Source organism: Halovulum sp. GXIMD14794 (assembly GCF_054457455.1).
Genome location: NZ_JBTLNF010000003.1, coordinates 664434 through 680497 on the forward strand (window position 1 = coordinate 664434; position 16064 = coordinate 680497).

Below are 16064 nucleotides of genomic sequence, written 5' to 3' on the forward strand. Positions count from 1 at the left end.
CTCAAAGATCTCCGGAGGCCGTGCCTGGGGTCGGCGCATCGAACGCCGCGCGGGCGCGCGGGCCGTGAAAGTAGTCGCGGACCCAAGGATGATCGACCTTGCGCATATCCTCAAGTGTCCCGGTAACCAGCACCTCGCGTTCAGCGAGCACCGCGATGCGGTCGCATGTCGCATAAAGCGTGTCGAGGTCGTGGGTGACGAGAAAGACCGTGAGCCCCAGAGACCGGCTCAGGTTGCGGATCAGGGTGTCGAAAGCGGCGGCGCCAATCGGGTCGAGCCCGGCCGTTGGCTCGTCAAGGAACACGATTTCGGGGTCGAGCGCGAGGGCCCGCGCAAGACCGGCACGCTTGCGCATCCCCCCCGACAGTTCGGAGGGATACTTGTCACCCGCAAGATAGGGCAGGCCGACCATCGAGATCTTCAGGTCCGCCAAATGGCGCCGGATGGCGGGCGGCAGTCCCGGGACGGTGCGCATCGGGACCTCGACGTTCTCCCGCAGAGTCAGCGAGGAGAACAGCGCACCATCCTGGAACATGACTCCCCAGCGTTCATCGAGGGTTTCTCGCGTCGCCTTCTTGCCGGAGAGGACATCGACACCGAAGACCTCGATCGAGCCTGCCGCCGGCTTCTGCAACCCGACGATCGTGCGTAGCAGGACCGATTTCCCGGTGCCGGAGCCGCCGACCACGCCAAGCACCTCGCCGCGGTAGACGTCGAGGTCGAGATCCTCGTGCACCACGTGGGTGCCGAACTGGGTTCTCAGGCCCCGCACCCGGACCACCGCTTCGCGTCGTCCGGTTTCGGTCATAGGCCGACCTGCGCGAAGAAGATCGAAAACAGCGCGTCCGCGATGATCACCGCGAAGATCGCGGTAACCACCGCGTTCGAGGTCATCCGCCCGAGCGACTCGGCGTTGCTTTTGACCTGCATCCCGGCGTGACAGCCGACGACGCCGATGATGAGCGCGAAGACCGGCGCCTTCACCAGCCCGACGAAGACATGCGAGACGTCGGTGCCCTCGATCAGGCGGGTCCGGAACATCGACGGCGATATCCCGAGATCGATCCAGGCCATGAGCGCCCCGCCGAAGAGGCCCATAACGTTGGCGATCAACCCGAGGATCGGCAGCATCAGCAACAGGGCCAGAATGCGCGGCAGGAAAAGGATGGTCGCCGGGTCGAGCCCCAGCGTACGCATGGCATCGATTTCCTCGCGCATCTTCATCGAGCCGATCGCGGCGGTGAAGGCCGAGGCTGTCCGGCCTGCGACGATGATCGCGGTCAGCAGGATGCCAAGCTCGCGCAAGACCGAGATCGCGATCAGGTCCACTACGAAGACCTCGGCACCGAACTGCTGAAGTTGCGTCGCGCCCTGGAAGGCGAGCACGACGCCGATCAGGAACGCCATCAGTGCCACGATGGGAACGGCGCGCAAGCCGACATCTTCGGCATGGACGACGAGAGAGGTGAAGCGGAATTCGCTCGGATGCAGCACGACACGCCCGAGACGGGCGAAGAACAGCCCAAGATAGCCGGTCAGATCGAGCAGGAAGCCCATGCCGCCCGCCACGGCCCGGCCTGTCTTTTCGAGGAGTGCCGCGAGGCCGCGGCTTTCCCGGGGCGGTTCTTCCGGCACCGGCATCGCCTCTCGGACGTTGTCCAGCAGCAGTGCGGATTCTGCGCTCATGTTGCGGACCACGAGCGCGCCTCCGCTGGCCGAGATCTTCTTTTCGAGGTCCGAGATCAGCCAGGCGCCGGCGGTATCCATACGGTCTACAGCACTCAGGTCGACAACCAGCCCGTCGGTTGCCGCGAAGGTTTCGAGCTGCTTGCGGGCTTTGGTCACGGTACGGATCGAAAGCTCACCAGCCAGTCGCACGATGTCTTCACCGCTTGCCTCCAGGCGATCGTGATCGATCCGTATGTCCTGACTCATTCCCTGCCTGTCCTGCTATGTCAGGTGCAGCGCACCCCGCGGGCATGTTTGCATACCGCCAGACGCATGACAGCAAAGAAAAATCTGCCGGATTGACGCGCCCATTCACCGCAGCTTGCAAGGCCACGAGAATCTTCACCTCGTCGCCGCGTGAGGCGGCGCAGGCCAGCCATGGCTGCCAAAACCTTGATCTATCTCATGGTGGACCGACCGCATTCCGGGGAACGCTTGCTCCGGGAGGAATTGCAGATGACGTGGGAGACAATCACGAAATCTGCCGGGGAGCGGGATTTCGCGGTTCTTGGCGATCCTGAAACGGCATGCCTGGATTTCACTTGGGACGACGCCCGGGCGATGCTCGACGGGTTGCCTGGAGGTGGGCTCAACATCGCCTACGAGGCGCTTGACCGGCACGTTCTACACGGCGAAGGCGAACGGATCGCGATGCGCTGGTTCGGCAAGAACGGCGAGGTAAAGGATTTCACCTATGCCGACCTGACGGCCCAGACCGCGCGTTTCTCCAACTTGCTGCTGGCGAACGGGCTTGAGCGCGGCGACAGGGTCTATTCGCTGATGGGGCGCAGGCCGGAACTGTTCATCGCGGCACTCGGCACGCTGAAAGCAGGGCTGGTGTTCTCGCCGCTGTTTTCCGCCTTCGGACCCGAGCCGATCCGGACCCGCATGGAGATCGGCGAGGCGAATGCCGTCGTGACGACCGAAGCGATTTATCGCCGGAAGATCGCTGCCTGGCGACACGAGATACCCTCGTTGAAGACGGTCTTTCTGGTGGATGTCGACGAGGCGCCGGAGGGGTGTGTGGCGCTCTCACCCTCCATGCAGGCCGCATCGCCGGACTTCGAAGTCGCGAACACCGATCCGGAGGATATGGCCCTGATCCATTTCACCTCCGGTACGACGGGACGCCCCAAGGGCGCGGTGCACGTACACAAGGCGGTTCATGCTCATGTTGCGACCGGCCGCTTCGCATTGAACATGCGGCCGGGCGCGATCTACTGGTGCACTGCGGATCCGGGGTGGGTGACGGGCACGTCCTACGGGATCATCGCGCCCTTGACCAATGGGGTGACCATGCTTGTGGACGAGGCGGAGTTCGACCTCGACCGATGGTACGAGACGCTGCAGCGCGAGCGCGTGGAGATCTGGTACACTGCGCCGACGGCAATCCGCATGATGATGCGCGCCGGAGCGGAGGCGGCGAGGGGATACGATTTCTCGGCTCTGAGCTTCCTCGCGAGTGTCGGGGAGCCGCTGAACCCCGAGGCCGTGGTTTGGAGCGCCGAGGTCTTCGGTCTGCCCTTCCACGACAACTGGTGGCAGACCGAAACCGGTGGGATCATGATCGCCAATCTCGCGGCGATGGACATCAAGCCCGGCTCCATGGGCAAGCCGCTGCCGGGGATAACTGCCGGCATTCTTGATACGTCGGGGGAGAGCCTGCGGGACTGCACGACCGGCGAGATCGGGGAACTCTCCCTGCGGCTAGGCTGGCCGTCGATGATGCGGGCCTATCTTCACGAGACCGCGCGGTACGAGAAGGTTTTCCGGGACGGCTGGTACCTGACGGGCGACCTCGCGATGCGCGATGCTGACGGGTATTTCTGGTTCGTGGGCCGCGCCGACGATCTGATCAAGTCGTCAGGCCATCTCATCGGCCCGTTCGAGGTGGAAAGCGCCCTTATCGAACATGACGCGGTTGCCGAGGCGGCGGTCATCGGACTGCCGGACGAGACCGCTGGCGAGGTGGTGAAGGCCTATGTCTCGTTGAACCACGGTTTCGAGCCTTCGGAGGACCTCGAACGGGAGATCCGCGGTCACGCCCGGAAGAAGCTGGGGCCGGCGGTCGCGCCGCGCGAAGTGGTGTTCCGCAGGACCCTGCCCAAGACCCGGTCCGGAAAGATCATGCGGCGACTGCTAAAGGCCCGGGAACTTGGCCTTCCGGAAGGTGACATCTCAACATTGGAGACCGACGAGTCATGAACATATCCGACAGGATCCGTCTGTCCCGTGAGCACGTGCTGGAGCTTCTGCACGCAATGGTTCGCGTGCGGAAGTTCGAAGACAAGTGCGCGGAACTCTACACACAGGAGAAGATCCGCGGCTTTCTGCATCTTTACGACGGAGAAGAAGCTATCGCCGCGGGCGTCATCCCGCTGCTGACTGGACGAGACAGCATCGTGGCGACCTATCGCGAGCACGGTCACGCCCTGATCCGCGGTGTGCCGATGAACCGGATCATGGCCGAGATGTACGGCAAGGCCACCGGGTGCTCTGGCGGGCGCGGCGGGTCGATGCACCTCTTCGACAGTGAAACGAACTTCCTCGGCGGCAACGCGATCGTCGGGGGCGGCCTTCCGTTGGCCGGAGGCGTCGCGCTGGCCGAACGGATGCGCGAGACTGGCGGCGTGTGCGCCTGCTTCTTCGGAGAGGGCGCGGTGGCCGAGGGCGAGTTCCACGAAACGATGAACCTTGCGCAGCTGTGGCAGGTTCCGGCTCTCTTCGTTTGCGAGAACAACGGCTACGCCATGGGAACGGCCCTTGCGCGGTCCGAGGCCGAGACCAGCATCCATCTCAAGGCGGCGGGCTATGGCATGACCTCCGAAGTGGTGGACGGGATGAACGTCGTCGCCGTCGGAGGGGCCGCGCGCCGGGCTCTTGCGGCGATACGGGAAGAGGCGCGCCCGTATTTCCTGGAATGCCGCACCTACCGGTTCCGGGCCCATTCGATGTTCGACGCCCAGCTTTATCGCGACAAGGCCGAAGTCGAGGAATGGCGGCTAAAGGGGCCCATCGTGCGCTTTCGGGATTGGGCGCTGGAGGCCGGACTGATCCACGATGCAGACCTGACCGAGCTCGAGAAGCAGATTGACGACGAGATCGCCGAGGCGGTTGCGTTCGCCGAAACGTCCGATTGGGAGCCGCTTTCCGACCTGGCCCGGCATGTGGTGGCGGAAACCCGTCCGGCCGCACCGGAGCCAACGGGTTCGAGCGGCGAGGGGACGGAAATGACCTATCGGGACGCGTGCCGTGAAGCGATCCGCGACGCGCTCAATCGCGATGAGCGGGTTTTTCTGATGGGCGAGGACGTCGGCGCCTATGGTGGCTGCTACGCTGTCTCTAAGGGACTTTTGCAGGAATTCGGTGATGCCCGGATCCGCGACACGCCGTTGTCGGAATCCGGGTTCACAGGCTTCGGTATCGGCGCCTCGATCGCCGGAATGCGACCGATCGTCGAGTTGATGACCGTTAATTTCAGCCTGCTCGCGCTCGATCAGATCATGAACACCGCCGCCACCATACGCCACATGTCGGGCGGACAGTTCGGCGTGCCTCTGGTGATCCGGATGGCCACCGGCGCGGGCAAGCAGTTGGCCGCGCAGCATTCGCATTCGCTTGAGGGCTGGTACGCGCATATCCCGGGGTTGCGGGTGCTGGCGCCGGCCACGCTCGAGGACGCGCGGGGGATGCTTTGGACCGCGCTGCAGGAGCCTGACCCGGTCCTGATCTTCGAGAACGTGATGCTCTACAACCGCAGCGGCAAGATCGACGCGGTGGCGGGACCGGTGGATATCGACAAGGCGGCGATCCGGCGGCCCGGCGGCGACCTGACCCTGATCACCTATGGCGGATCGCTTCACAAGACTTTGGAGGCTGCGGAGGAACTCGAACAGGGCGGCATAAGCGCCGAGGTCATCGACCTCAGGACGCTGCGGCCGCTGGACGAAGCGACGATCATGGCCTCGGTCGGCCGAACGCGTCGGGCGGTCGTGGTCGACGAGGGATGGCGGTCGGGGTCCCTGTCCGCGGAAATCGCGGCGCGGATCGGCGAGCGGATCTTCTACCGGCTGGATGCGCCGGTTGGGCGGGTCTGCGCCGAAGAGGTTCCGATCCCGTATCCGAAGCACCTGGAAGATGCCTCGATCCCGCAGGTTCCGGCCATCGTCGCGGCGTCCCGCGCCTTACTCGGCAAGGGGACGCCATGACCGTCTTCAGGATGCCTTCGCTGGGCGCGGACATGGAGGCGGGCAAGCTCGTCGAATGGCTCGTGGCGCCCGGCGACGCTGTCAAACGCGGTGACGTCGTGGCCGTGGTGGAAACCCAGAAAGGCGCGATCGAGATCGAGGTGTTCGAAGACGGTATAATCGAGAGGATTGACGCGGCGCTGGGCGAGATGCTGAAGGTCGGGGCGCCGCTGGCCGTCATTCGCCAGCCCGGCGAAACGGCTGGGAGCAAGCCGGAAAGGCCGGCTACCGACGCGGTTCCGGCCCCGGCTCCACAATCAACGCCCACGGAACCCTTGCACTTCGAAGTGCCCGAGGGGATCGCGGCCTCTCCCGCAGCGCGGGCCAGGGCGGCGGAACTGGGACTCGACCTGTCGACGGTATCGGGAAGCGGCCCGGACGGCGCGGTTGTTCTGGCCGATGTCGATGGAACCGGCATAAGAAAGTCCCGGGGAAAGCCGGGGCTCGATCTTGATGCAATGCGCTTGGCCATCGCCGCTGCGATGACCCGCTCGAAGCACGAGATCCCGCATTACTACCTGGAACATGAAATAGACCTGACACTGGCCGAGACGTGGCTGGGCGACAGGAATGGTGCGCGCCCGCCCGCCGAGCGCATCCTGATGGGGGCGTTGCTCGTGAAGGCCGTCGTGGATGCCGCCCGCAGCGTGCCGGGCCTCAATGGTCATTATCTGAACGAGGCGTTTTCGTCTTCCGCTACGGTGAACGCGGGGGTCGCCGTAGCACTGCGCGGCGGCGGGTTGATCGCGCCCGCAATCCTGGGCGCGGAGGCCCTGTCGCTCGGTCAGGTCATGGAGGAGATGCGTGATCTTGTTGGCCGCGCCCGAAGCGGGCGTCTGAAGAACTCCGAGATGACCCAGGGCACCATCACGATCTCCAGCCTCGGCGAGCGCGGCGTCGACGGTATGACGGGGGTGATCTACCCGCCGCAGGTAGCCCTGGTCGCCTTCGGAACCCCCCGGCAATCGCCGCGCGTCGTGTCTGGTGAGGTGATGCCCCGCCAATGTGTCCACGTCACGCTTGCCGCAGATCACCGGGTAAGTGATGGCCGCCGCGGTGCGAAATTCCTGACCGAACTGGACCGACGCCTGCAAGAACCGGAGGCCCTATGACAGAAGCTGAACTCAAGACCGCGTTCCTGGAAATCCTCATACAGATTGCCCCCGATCTCGACCCGGACGAGGTCGCGGGAAGCGATCATCTCCAGGACGACCTGGAACTGGACTCGATGGATGTGCTCAACCTGGTCGCCGCGCTCCACGCGCGGTTCGGCATCGACATTCCAGAGGCTGAATATGTCCGGATCGAAACGCCTGACAAGGCGGCGGCCTTTCTGTCGGAGCGGCTTGGTTGAGACATCTGGGCTTCAGGGGGGGCGCCGATGGAAGCGGCTTGCGGAAAGGCAATAGGGGCCGGACAGCGCATTCAGAGTTGGGCAACTCCGCAGCGTCACGGTGAAAGCGGCAATGGAAGATGAAGAGCCTCGCGCCGCACTGCGTCGACTGGGTGGAATGCCGGTGCAAGGTAGAGTTGACGCCGGTCAATGTGGAAATCCCCGACAAGCGGATAGGCTAGGGGTGTCATGGCCGAAACCAGATCTACCTTGTGGAGCGCCGAAATCCTGTCCGCCAACGGATGTTGTCGCGTGAAAATATGCAAGAAGCGCTGATCACCGCCGATGAGGCCCGAACGCTATTCGGCCTGCTGAGCGAGCGGGCGACACGGTCTCCGGATACTGTGGCCCTGTCGGAATACGACGAGACCAGGCGCAACTGGGTCGACTACTCCTGGAACGACATCCTGGGCCGCGCGAAGCGGATCGCGGCCGCCTTCGAGATGCGGGGGCTGACTTCGGGGGACCGGGTCGCGATCCTGCTGGGAAACCGCGTTGACTGGGTTTGCTACGACATGGCCGCGCACATGCTCGGGTTGCCGGTCGTGGCCTGCTATCTTGTCGACGCTCCGGCAGCCAGCGCGCACGTCCTTGCCGATGCGCAGCCTCGGATCCTGCTCATCGACACGCAGGCCCGGTGGAGCGCGATCGCGGCGACATCGGAGGATCTTGCCAGCATCGAAGAGGTCTGGATCCACAGAGGACAGGATGAGCCTGCGCCCGGCGTGCACGGATTTGGCGACGTGTTGGCGGAAGCCGCGGACGCGCCCGGGCATGTTCCCGAGGTTGATCCGGGGTCGATCGCCGCGCTGATCTATACCTCCGGCACGACCGGCAAGCCGAAGGGCGTGATGCTGACGCACCGGGCTATACTGAAGAACGCCGAGGCGGTCGGGCAGGTAGTCTCGCCGCTGCCCGACGATCGCTTCCTGTCGATCCTGCCACTTGCGCACGCGTTCGAGCGCGCGCTCGGTTACGTTCTGCCGTTCATGGCCGGTTCCAGTATCAGCTATGCACGCTCGATCCAGCGTCTCCGGCAGGATCTGGCGACGGTCCGGCCTTCGGTGATCATGGGGGTGCCGCGGTTCTACGAAACGATCGAGGCTTCGGCCCGGCGCGCTGCGGCCGGTAGTCCGCTCAAGCGGGCGCTTTTCGAGAAGACCGCGCAAATCGGCTGGAAGCGCTTCTCTGCGAAAGCCCACGGTGGAGCGGGGTTGTCGCTCTCGGAAACCCTGGCGTGGCCGATCCTGCAACGCCTGATCACCGGTAAGGTGGCGCAGGCGTTTGGCGGTCGGTTGCGCGTCGCAGTCTCTGGTGGGGCTGCGCTGGAGCCGGCGAAGGCGCGTGCACTGATCGGTCTCGGGGTCCCGCTAGTCGAGGGGTACGGCTTGACAGAGGCGGGCCCTGTCGTGACCGCTTCGACCCTGAAGCGCTATCTGCCCGGGCATGTCGGCTTCGCTCTGCCGGGTATCGACGTGAAGTTGTCGCGGGATCGCGAACTGATGATCCGCTCGCCGTCGCTGATGGCAGGCTATTGGCAAAACGAAATCGCGACGCAGGAAATTCTGGACGCTAGCGGCTGGCTCTCCTCGGGCGACCTGGCTGAGATCCGGGACGGGCGGATCCGGATCATAGGCCGAGCGAAGAACGTTCTTGTCCTGACGAACGGCGAAAACGTCAATCCAGAGCCGATCGAAGCGGCTCTGGACGCGGACCCGCTGTTCGATCAGGTCTGCGTGATAGGTGACGGCAAGGCCTGGCTTGCCGCGCTGATCGTCCTCAACCGGGAGAGTTGGAACGCTGCCACGGCCGAGGCGGGTATCAGCACGACTGACCCGAACACTGGTCCCGGCGGTTTGCTGATCAGCGAGCGGTTGAAAGAGTTGCTGAAGGAATATCCGCCGCACCAGACGGTGCGTGGATTCCATGCCGATTTCGGTGCTTGGACGGTCGAGCGCGGTTTGCTGACGCCCACTCTGAAGCCAAAACGTGCGCCTATCATGGCCGAGTACCAAGACCGGATAGACGCGCTTTACGGCCAGTTGCGGCAGGATTGAGGGACAGGCAGCACCTCTCGCACGCACTGCCAACGCTTTGCGCTCGATCAATGCAGCCTGCACGCAGCGGCGTACGCTGCCGGCATGGAACCGAAGACCAGATTTTCGGACCGTACCGACGCCGGGCGGCAGTTGGCGGCGAGGCTGGAGGCATTGGGTCTCGGCAACGCGGTAATCCATGCTTTGCCGCAAGGAGGGGGTCCGGTCGCCCATTCGGAAGAAGAGACGGTCGGACTGCTTCGGCGGAGTTGGAATGATTCAGCGGAAATGACCACATGGCCGGAAGAGTGGAATGAGCGGGGATCCCTACAAAGTCCTTGGTATCGCGAAAACAGCAAGCCAGGATGAGGTAAAGAAAGCCTACCGCAAGCTCGCGAAGAAGCTGCATCCGGATCTCCATCCCGGAGACAGCGGCAAACAGGCCGAGTTCCAGGCGGTCTCGGCGGCTTACGATCTTCTCGGCGATGCCGAGAAGCGCCGCCGCTTCGATGCAGGCGAGATAGACGCCAGCGGTCAGGAGCGATCCGAGCGCCAATACTATCACCAGTATGCGGATCAGGGTGCCGGACGCCGCTATGACCCGGATCAGAATATGGGCGATTACGGAGATTTCTCGGACCTGTTTTCGGACCTCTTCGGGCGGCGTGCTGGCGGAAGCGCCTACCGGCAGGAGTTTGACGCCCGGGGAGCGGATGCCCATTATCACCTGGACGTCGATTTCCTCGATGCGGCGCTCGGCACAAAGCGAACCGTGACGATGCCTGACGGAAACAGGATCGAGATCACGATTCCCCCCGGGTTGAACGACGGCCAGACGTTGCGCCTGCGTGGAAAGGGCGGTGCCGGGATGGGCGACGGACCCGCCGGCGACGCGCTGGTCAAGGTCACTGTTCGGCACCACCCGATCTTTACCCGCGACGGGAATGATATCGAGCTCGACCTGCCGATCACCTTCGATGAGGCCGTGCTCGGGGCCAAGGTTGAGGTGCCGACGATCTCGGGGACGGTTTCGATGACGATCCCGAAGGCCTCGTCCTCAGGCGACCGGCTGAGGTTGAAGGGGCGGGGTATCAAGCCCGCCAGAGGGGCGCCCGGAGATCAGTTCGTGCGCCTGAAGATCGTGCTTCCTGAAACGGTGGATGCCGAGATGGAGAACCTTGCGAAATCCTGGCGCGAGAAGGCCGCATTCGACCCAAGGCACAAGCTGCGGAGGAGGACATGACCTACGATGAACGCACGGTCGTCACGATCATCAGCCGCGTGAGCCTGCGCGAACTGCGGCTTTGGGTGCGCGAAGGCTGGGTGCGCCCTTCGCACGGTGAGGCCGGCCCGGTGTTCGATGAGGTGGATATCGCGCGGATCAGATTGCTGTGCGATCTGACGAAGGACATGGCCGTACCCTCGAACACGCTGCCCGTCGTGCTCAACCTGCTGGACAGCCTGCATCAGGCCCGTCGCGAGCTGAGATGCCTGTCTGAGGCGCTGGAGGAGCAGCCGGACGCCGTGCGTCGGTCCGTGGTCGACACGTACCGAAGATTGCAAGACGCGCGGGAAATCATAGCCAACGGCGACTAGCGGCGTGGGGACTCGACTGTCGCGAAACCTTGGGAGGAAACATGCACACGGACCTCGAAGCACGGCGACGCGTTCTCGTGCTCATCTACGAAAGATACACCGAAGCGGATCGCGCCTGGACAATCGCGTTGCAGGAAATGCGCGGCTGGTTCCCGCGATCCAGCCAACCCTACCGCAGTGCCATAGGTAACCCTGGCTCACCGATCCGCCGGCTCTACGAGCAACGCGCCCGCGCTCTGCAGCAGCTTGAAGTGGCGCGAATGGAATACGAGAGCATGAAGCGAAGGCTGTCCCGCGAAGGCACCCGAATCCCGATCCTCAGGATCACTGGGCGAAGCGGTTGAGGTCTGGCGGCAGGGCAGGGGGCGAGGATCTATGACCAACCAGGCCAATGGTTCGGATGGAGCGCCCGGCTCGAGTGGAAAACTGGACGCGCAGGACCCCGCGCGCTCCGCCCCCGAAGGGGAAGCCCGCCATGTCCCGTGGGAGGTCGAGGCCGGTCCGGGGCCGTTCGTGGGGCTTGCCCTCCACGCCGGCCACGAAATCCGTGACGGCTTGAGGAACGCCCTGGCGATCGACGATGAGGCCCGCCTTCGGGAAGAGGATCCATACACCGACGGGATCGCGGCGCTATGCGGGACGCGTGTGCGGACGTTTCGCTCCCGTTTCGAGGTCGACCTCAACCGCCCGGCGGACGAGTCGATCTGCGTGCAACCCGCCGATTGCTGGAACCTTCAGGTCTGGAAGCAGACCGGCGGCCTGACACAAACCATGTACCGCCGCTCCATCGAGGAGCATCGGCAATTCTACGCGATGCTGGGCGATCTGCTGGCGGAAGTCCGCGATCGCGATGGACGTTTCCTGGTCCTCGACTGCCATAGTTACAACCATAGGCGCTCCGGTCCCGACGCTCAGCCAGCCGATCCGCAAATGAACCCCGAAATCAACATCGGCACTGGCAGCATGGACCGGGAGCGGTGGGCGCCCGTGGTCGATGGCTTCATGTCGGCGCTTGCGAATGCGGACTACAGTGGGCGAAAGCTCGATGTGCGCGAGAACGTGAACTTCCGCGGGCGCTATCTGGCCGAATTCGTCCATACTCGGTTTCCTGAAAGTGGCTGCTGCATGGCCATCGAGGTCAAGAAGTTCTTCATGGACGAGTGGACCGGCGAACTCGACCGCGATGCGTTCTCGGCGCTTCTATCAGCCTTTCGCACCGCGCTCGAAGCGGTCGAAGACAAGCTGCGGAAGCCGGAATGATGGACACTGCGGGGCACCGGTTCGACGACGCGCTGTCCAGGATCAGATCGGCGTTGCATGCAGGCGAGGTCTGTCGCCACTTGCTGCCCGATGGGCTGGGCGAAATCTACATCGACCGCCTGCAGCCATTCCTCTGTGTTTACCGGCAACCGGCAGAGGGCGACGCGGGAACCGCGCAGCTGCTGCTTGGGCAGGCGTCTTACCTTCGGGGCGACGCATCTGAGGAAGCGCAGGAAGAACTGTTCGGCCTCGTCTCGGCGCTGACGAACCTTATGCTGGACGCTTATGGCGCCGCGCTGGTCCTGGAGTTGTGGAGCGCCCCCGAGCCGCCAAAATCTCCGGACGGCCCCCGCGCGTCGGCCAACCGGTATCGGATCGTGGCCGAAACGCATGGTGTGTCACGCCAGACAATCGAGGCGCTGGAGCATGCGCTTCTGGCTGCCGGAGCGTCCGAGCGAGCCGGGATCTCGGTCGAGTATCGCTCCCGCGCAGCTCCGCCCGGGCTTCGTCCGGTCCTGTCCCGCACCTTCGAAGACCGCGATGATGTCTACCTGCTGGGGCTCGAAGTGCCCGCGCATTATCGCGACGCGTACTCCGGCAAGGTGATCCCCGGCGCGCTGCGGCAGGTGACACGGCACCTGGGGCGCGCCTTGCGGCAGGCGTTCTACGCGTTTTCCCACGCTCACGCTCAATTCCAACCGGTGCATTTCCACGAGTTGGGGCCCAACGCGATGGCTCCCGAGGTAGAGGTGGTGGACCGGGGTTTCGCTTCGGTAGGCGATGCGTTCGATCTGCTGCTTCACGCCACGCCGGTAAACGCGGAAGCAGCCTACGCACGCTTCGTGGCGAGCGGCTACGACGCGGTTCCGGAGTTTCTTTACCGCCCGCTGACCGTCGATCCGGGCGCCCTTAAGCTTTCGCTCTACCAGGTTCCGCTCGAGGCGATCGAGGACCCGGCCCTGCATCACATATTCGCTGCTCAGCGCGACGAACTCGATCGGCAGATCACCATGCTCGGGGATCGTGGTACGCACCGGTTCCTGCTCGAAAGCCAGCAGGTTTTCGGCGGGGCGGATGCTGGTCTCAAGAAGATCGCGGCAAATATCCTCATGGCGGAGAGCGGCGAAACGAAGTCTGCGGGGCGGAAAAACTTCACCGCGGCCGAGTTTGCCCGCGAGGCCGAAAGCGAACTGGCGTATTATCGGAAGCATTGGCCCGGCTTGCCGGCGCGCGTCGAACTCCGCGACGACATCCCCGGCGTGATGGTCTCGAAAGGGCACTTGCTGGTGGGCCGTAACGCCCGGGTCCGCGAGGATCGGGTTGCACCGCTGTTGCACCACGAGATCGGAACGCATGTCCTGACCTACTACAACGGGCAAAGGCAGCCGCTTTCCCAGTTCCATACCGGAATGCCCGGATACGAGGAAACCCAGGAGGGGCTAGCCGTTCTGTCCGAATATCTCTGCGGCGGGCTGAGCGTCGGCCGCCTGCGGATGCTCGCCGGGCGCGTGCTTGCGGTCGATTGCGTCATCGCGGGCGCCGATTTCGTCGAGACCTACCGCGTTCTGACCCACCGCCATGGTTTCGGCGACCGGGATGCGTTCACCATCTCCATGCGCGTACATCGCGGCGGCGGTCTGACCAAGGACGTGGTTTACCTGCGCGGTCTGATCGAGCTTCTCGATCATCTGGCGCGGGGGCATCCGCTGGATGATCTGTTCCTGGGCAAGGTGACGCTGGAACACATGGAGATCGTCGAGGAACTGCGGTGGCGGCAGATCCTCGAGCCCGGTCCCCTGAGGCCCCGTTATCTGGATGCTCCCGATGCCAGGGATCGGCTTGAGGCTTTGCCCTCGGGCTCAGGCATTGCCGAACTGCTGGACGAGGTGTCGCGATGAGAATTGCATTCACGATCAATGATCTCGCGGCGGAGCATGCGGGCTACACCACCACCCAGCTTGCCCTGCGATCGCTGCGGCTGGGACACGAGGTCTGGTATGTCGAAGTGGGTAATTTCGCTCTGGGCCCGAACGATGGCTTGAGCGCCTGCGCGCGGCGGGTCGGCGGCGAAGGGATCAGCAGCCGGGAAAAGTTGATCTCGATCCTGCACAACGTGCGAGAGGAACAGCTGGATCTGGCCGGGCTGGACGTTCTGTTCCTGCGCAACGATCCCGCCGCAGACGCGTTGAATAGGCCCTGGGCGCAACTGGCTGGGGTCAATTTCGGTCGTCTTGCGCAACAGGCCGGTGTTCTCGTGGTGAACAATCCAGACGGATTGTACCGTGCCGTCAACAAGCTCTACCTTCAGCTGTTCCCGCAGGAAATCCGGCCGCGAACGCTGATCAGCCGCCAATTCGACGCTGTGCGCAACTTTATGGAAGAGGTCGGGGGCATGGCGGTGGTCAAGCCGCTGCGGGGCTCGGGTGGTCACAACGTTTTCCTTATCCGCCAGGAGGATCACTTTAACCTCCGCCAGATCTTCGATGCCATCTGCCGCGAAGGTTACCTGATTGCGCAGGAGTATATTCCCGCGTCGGTCGAAGGTGATACGCGGCTTTTCCTGCTGAACGGCGAAATCATCGAGGTCGACGGCAGGGTCGCCGCGGTCCGACGGGTTCCCGCCGGGGGGGATCTGCGCAGCAATCTCACCGCCGGGGGGCATGCGCAGGAAGCGGTGATGACTGAGCGTTACCGGGAAATCGCGGAACTGGCACGCCCGCAATTGCAGGCGGATGACATGTTCTTCGTCGGGCTCGACCTGATTGGCGAACATCTCGTGGAGATCAACGTGTTCTCGCCCGGCGCGCTCATCGCGGCGGAACACATGGCGGGCGTCGATTTCTCGACATCGATCATCAAGGCGCTGGAGCGGCGTGTGGCGCGGCGTCGGAGCTGACCGCTCGCGGCGCTTCCTAGTTACGCAGTTCGTGAGGCGAGCTGGCTTTTCAGCGCGTTCAGGATTCGGCGATATGGGCCGCGATGGCGGTTGCGCGTCAGAATCGCGGCATAGACAGGCTGGGCGATCCGCGGGGCCTCCGCGACACGTCGGGCTAGTCCGGCCCGTTCAAGCTCCAGCGCGGTTTCGCGAAGGACATACGCACTCCCTCCGAGGGCTGTCAGCAGTCCCCTGACCACTGCATTCTGCCCGCTCGAGACCAGTCCCCCCGACAGGGACGGGAGCAACGCGGAATGGGTCGCCGAGAAGGCCGGCGAGTAGTTCGCGAGGATGTAGGCTTCCGGCCCTACCTCCGCGAGGGTTTCGGCGTCGCACGAAACCATGAGATAGCTGACTTCCCCGAGGGTCTCGAAGTAGAGATCCGGATGTGGACGCGGGCTGTAGTGGATCGCGGCGTCGAGTTGGCCGTTCATCACGTCGGCGCACATCTGTGTGGAATAGTCTGCCTCAACGTAGAGCGCGGTTTCCGGCACGGCGCTTTGCAGGGCGGCCACCCAATTCGCCACCCGATCCCCAAGCAGGTCGTGCTGAATCCCGATCCGCATCACCAGGGCGGAATTGCCGGTGCCTTGTACGGCCTGACCAGCCGCGGTCCAGTTCAGTCGGATCGCGCGGGCATGGGGTTCGAATCGCAGCCCCTCCGTCGTCGGTTCAGTTCCGGCTCGGCTCCGTTCCAACAACCGGCAGTTCAGAACCCTCTCCAGCGCGCGGATCCTGCCCGAGACGGTGGATTGCGTGACCCCGAGGCGGATTGCTGTCTGGTTGAAACTGCGCGTCTCGCAGAGGTCCAGAAATGTGTCGATCAGCTCGATGTTCATGGTGCGCCACTAATCGTTATTTCCGATCAA

Annotated in this window: 14 protein-coding genes; 11 read left to right on the top strand and 3 right to left on the bottom strand. The window is 64.0% G+C overall.

What is annotated here, in order from left to right:
- Nucleotide 1: 1 nt before the first annotated feature.
- Together ACW9UR_RS05415 and ACW9UR_RS05420 are read right to left on the bottom strand one after the other, a co-directional pair.
- Complete coding sequence (locus ACW9UR_RS05415; protein ID WP_458915899.1) at nucleotides 2-808, bottom strand: ABC transporter ATP-binding protein; 807 nt, start codon at nucleotides 806-808, stop codon at nucleotides 2-4.
- Nucleotides 805-1935: an MlaE family lipid ABC transporter permease subunit gene (locus tag ACW9UR_RS05420; protein WP_458915900.1), complete on the bottom strand. Its 1131-nt coding sequence runs from the start codon at nucleotides 1933-1935 to the stop codon at nucleotides 805-807. The genes ACW9UR_RS05415 and ACW9UR_RS05420 overlap by 4 nt, the downstream gene beginning before the upstream one ends.
- A 249-nt stretch (nucleotides 1936-2184) precedes the next feature.
- On the opposite strand from ACW9UR_RS05420, the gene acsA reads away from it, so the two are divergent.
- From acsA to ACW9UR_RS05475, 11 genes are all read left to right on the top strand, one after another.
- A complete protein-coding gene (acsA, locus tag ACW9UR_RS05425) occupies nucleotides 2185-3933 on the top strand; it encodes an acetate--CoA ligase (protein WP_458915901.1) in 1749 nt (582 codons plus the stop codon).
- The gene (gene pdhA, locus ACW9UR_RS05430) at nucleotides 3930-5936 is read left to right on the top strand and encodes a pyruvate dehydrogenase (acetyl-transferring) E1 component subunit alpha (protein WP_458915902.1); all 2007 of its coding nucleotides are present in this window, start codon (nucleotides 3930-3932) and stop codon (nucleotides 5934-5936) included. Before acsA ends, pdhA begins: the two co-directional genes overlap by 4 nt.
- Before the next feature lie 11 nt (nucleotides 5937-5947).
- Entirely contained in the window at nucleotides 5948-7087 is a 1140-nt protein-coding gene (locus ACW9UR_RS05435; RefSeq protein WP_458915903.1) for a dihydrolipoamide acetyltransferase family protein, read from the top strand.
- Nucleotides 7084-7329 carry an acyl carrier protein gene (locus tag ACW9UR_RS05440; protein WP_458915905.1) on the top strand — a complete coding sequence of 82 codons (246 nt, stop codon included), beginning with the start codon at nucleotides 7084-7086 and terminating at the stop codon, nucleotides 7327-7329. Before ACW9UR_RS05435 ends, ACW9UR_RS05440 begins: the two co-directional genes overlap by 4 nt.
- A gap of 299 nt (nucleotides 7330-7628) precedes the next feature.
- A complete protein-coding gene (locus ACW9UR_RS05445) occupies nucleotides 7629-9425 on the top strand; it encodes an AMP-dependent synthetase/ligase (protein WP_458915906.1) in 1797 nt (598 codons plus the stop codon).
- A 292-nt stretch (nucleotides 9426-9717) separates the two neighbouring features.
- Entirely contained in the window at nucleotides 9718-10647 is a 930-nt protein-coding gene (locus ACW9UR_RS05450) for a DnaJ C-terminal domain-containing protein (protein WP_458915907.1), read from the top strand.
- Nucleotides 10644-11000, top strand: coding sequence for a chaperone modulator CbpM (locus ACW9UR_RS05455; RefSeq protein WP_458915908.1), 357 nt, complete (start codon nucleotides 10644-10646; stop codon nucleotides 10998-11000). Before ACW9UR_RS05450 ends, ACW9UR_RS05455 begins: the two co-directional genes overlap by 4 nt.
- A gap of 41 nt (nucleotides 11001-11041) precedes the next feature.
- Nucleotides 11042-11344, top strand: a complete 303-nt coding sequence (locus tag ACW9UR_RS05460; RefSeq protein ID WP_458915909.1) for a hypothetical protein — start codon at nucleotides 11042-11044, stop codon at nucleotides 11342-11344.
- Nucleotides 11345-11375: 31 nt separating this feature from the next.
- Complete coding sequence (locus ACW9UR_RS05465; protein WP_458915910.1) at nucleotides 11376-12260, top strand: N-formylglutamate amidohydrolase; 885 nt, start codon at nucleotides 11376-11378, stop codon at nucleotides 12258-12260.
- Nucleotides 12257-14158: a flavohemoglobin expression-modulating QEGLA motif protein gene (locus tag ACW9UR_RS05470; protein ID WP_458915911.1), complete on the top strand. Its 1902-nt coding sequence runs from the start codon at nucleotides 12257-12259 to the stop codon at nucleotides 14156-14158. The genes ACW9UR_RS05465 and ACW9UR_RS05470 overlap by 4 nt, the downstream gene beginning before the upstream one ends.
- Nucleotides 14155-15156 (top strand): ATP-grasp domain-containing protein, encoded by a 1002-nt coding sequence (locus tag ACW9UR_RS05475; RefSeq protein ID WP_458915912.1) that lies wholly within the window; start codon nucleotides 14155-14157, stop codon nucleotides 15154-15156. The genes ACW9UR_RS05470 and ACW9UR_RS05475 overlap by 4 nt, the downstream gene beginning before the upstream one ends.
- Before the next feature lie 20 nt (nucleotides 15157-15176).
- Here the strand turns inward: ACW9UR_RS05475 and ACW9UR_RS05480 are convergent, their stop codons facing one another.
- A complete protein-coding gene (locus ACW9UR_RS05480; RefSeq protein ID WP_458915913.1) occupies nucleotides 15177-16034 on the bottom strand; it encodes a LysR family transcriptional regulator in 858 nt (285 codons plus the stop codon).
- Nucleotides 16035-16064: the final 30 nt, after the last annotated feature.

Coding starts and splice junctions, on each gene's coding strand:
- ACW9UR_RS05440 (WP_458915905.1), top strand. CDS start 7,084: ATGACAGAAGCTGAACTCAAGACCGCGTTCCTGGAAATCCTCATACAG.
- ACW9UR_RS05480 (WP_458915913.1), bottom strand. CDS start 16,034: ATGAACATCGAGCTGATCGACACATTTCTGGACCTCTGCGAGACGCGC.
- pdhA (WP_458915902.1), top strand. CDS start 3,930: ATGAACATATCCGACAGGATCCGTCTGTCCCGTGAGCACGTGCTGGAG.
- ACW9UR_RS05415 (WP_458915899.1), bottom strand. CDS start 808: ATGACCGAAACCGGACGACGCGAAGCGGTGGTCCGGGTGCGGGGCCTG.
- ACW9UR_RS05475 (WP_458915912.1), top strand. CDS start 14,155: ATGAGAATTGCATTCACGATCAATGATCTCGCGGCGGAGCATGCGGGC.
- acsA (WP_458915901.1), top strand. CDS start 2,185: ATGACGTGGGAGACAATCACGAAATCTGCCGGGGAGCGGGATTTCGCG.
- ACW9UR_RS05455 (WP_458915908.1), top strand. CDS start 10,644: ATGACCTACGATGAACGCACGGTCGTCACGATCATCAGCCGCGTGAGC.
- ACW9UR_RS05470 (WP_458915911.1), top strand. CDS start 12,257: ATGATGGACACTGCGGGGCACCGGTTCGACGACGCGCTGTCCAGGATC.
- ACW9UR_RS05435 (WP_458915903.1), top strand. CDS start 5,948: ATGCCTTCGCTGGGCGCGGACATGGAGGCGGGCAAGCTCGTCGAATGG.
- ACW9UR_RS05420 (WP_458915900.1), bottom strand. CDS start 1,935: ATGAGTCAGGACATACGGATCGATCACGATCGCCTGGAGGCAAGCGGT.
- ACW9UR_RS05465 (WP_458915910.1), top strand. CDS start 11,376: ATGACCAACCAGGCCAATGGTTCGGATGGAGCGCCCGGCTCGAGTGGA.
- ACW9UR_RS05445 (WP_458915906.1), top strand. CDS start 7,629: ATGCAAGAAGCGCTGATCACCGCCGATGAGGCCCGAACGCTATTCGGC.
- ACW9UR_RS05460 (WP_458915909.1), top strand. CDS start 11,042: ATGCACACGGACCTCGAAGCACGGCGACGCGTTCTCGTGCTCATCTAC.
- ACW9UR_RS05450 (WP_458915907.1), top strand. CDS start 9,718: ATGAGCGGGGATCCCTACAAAGTCCTTGGTATCGCGAAAACAGCAAGC.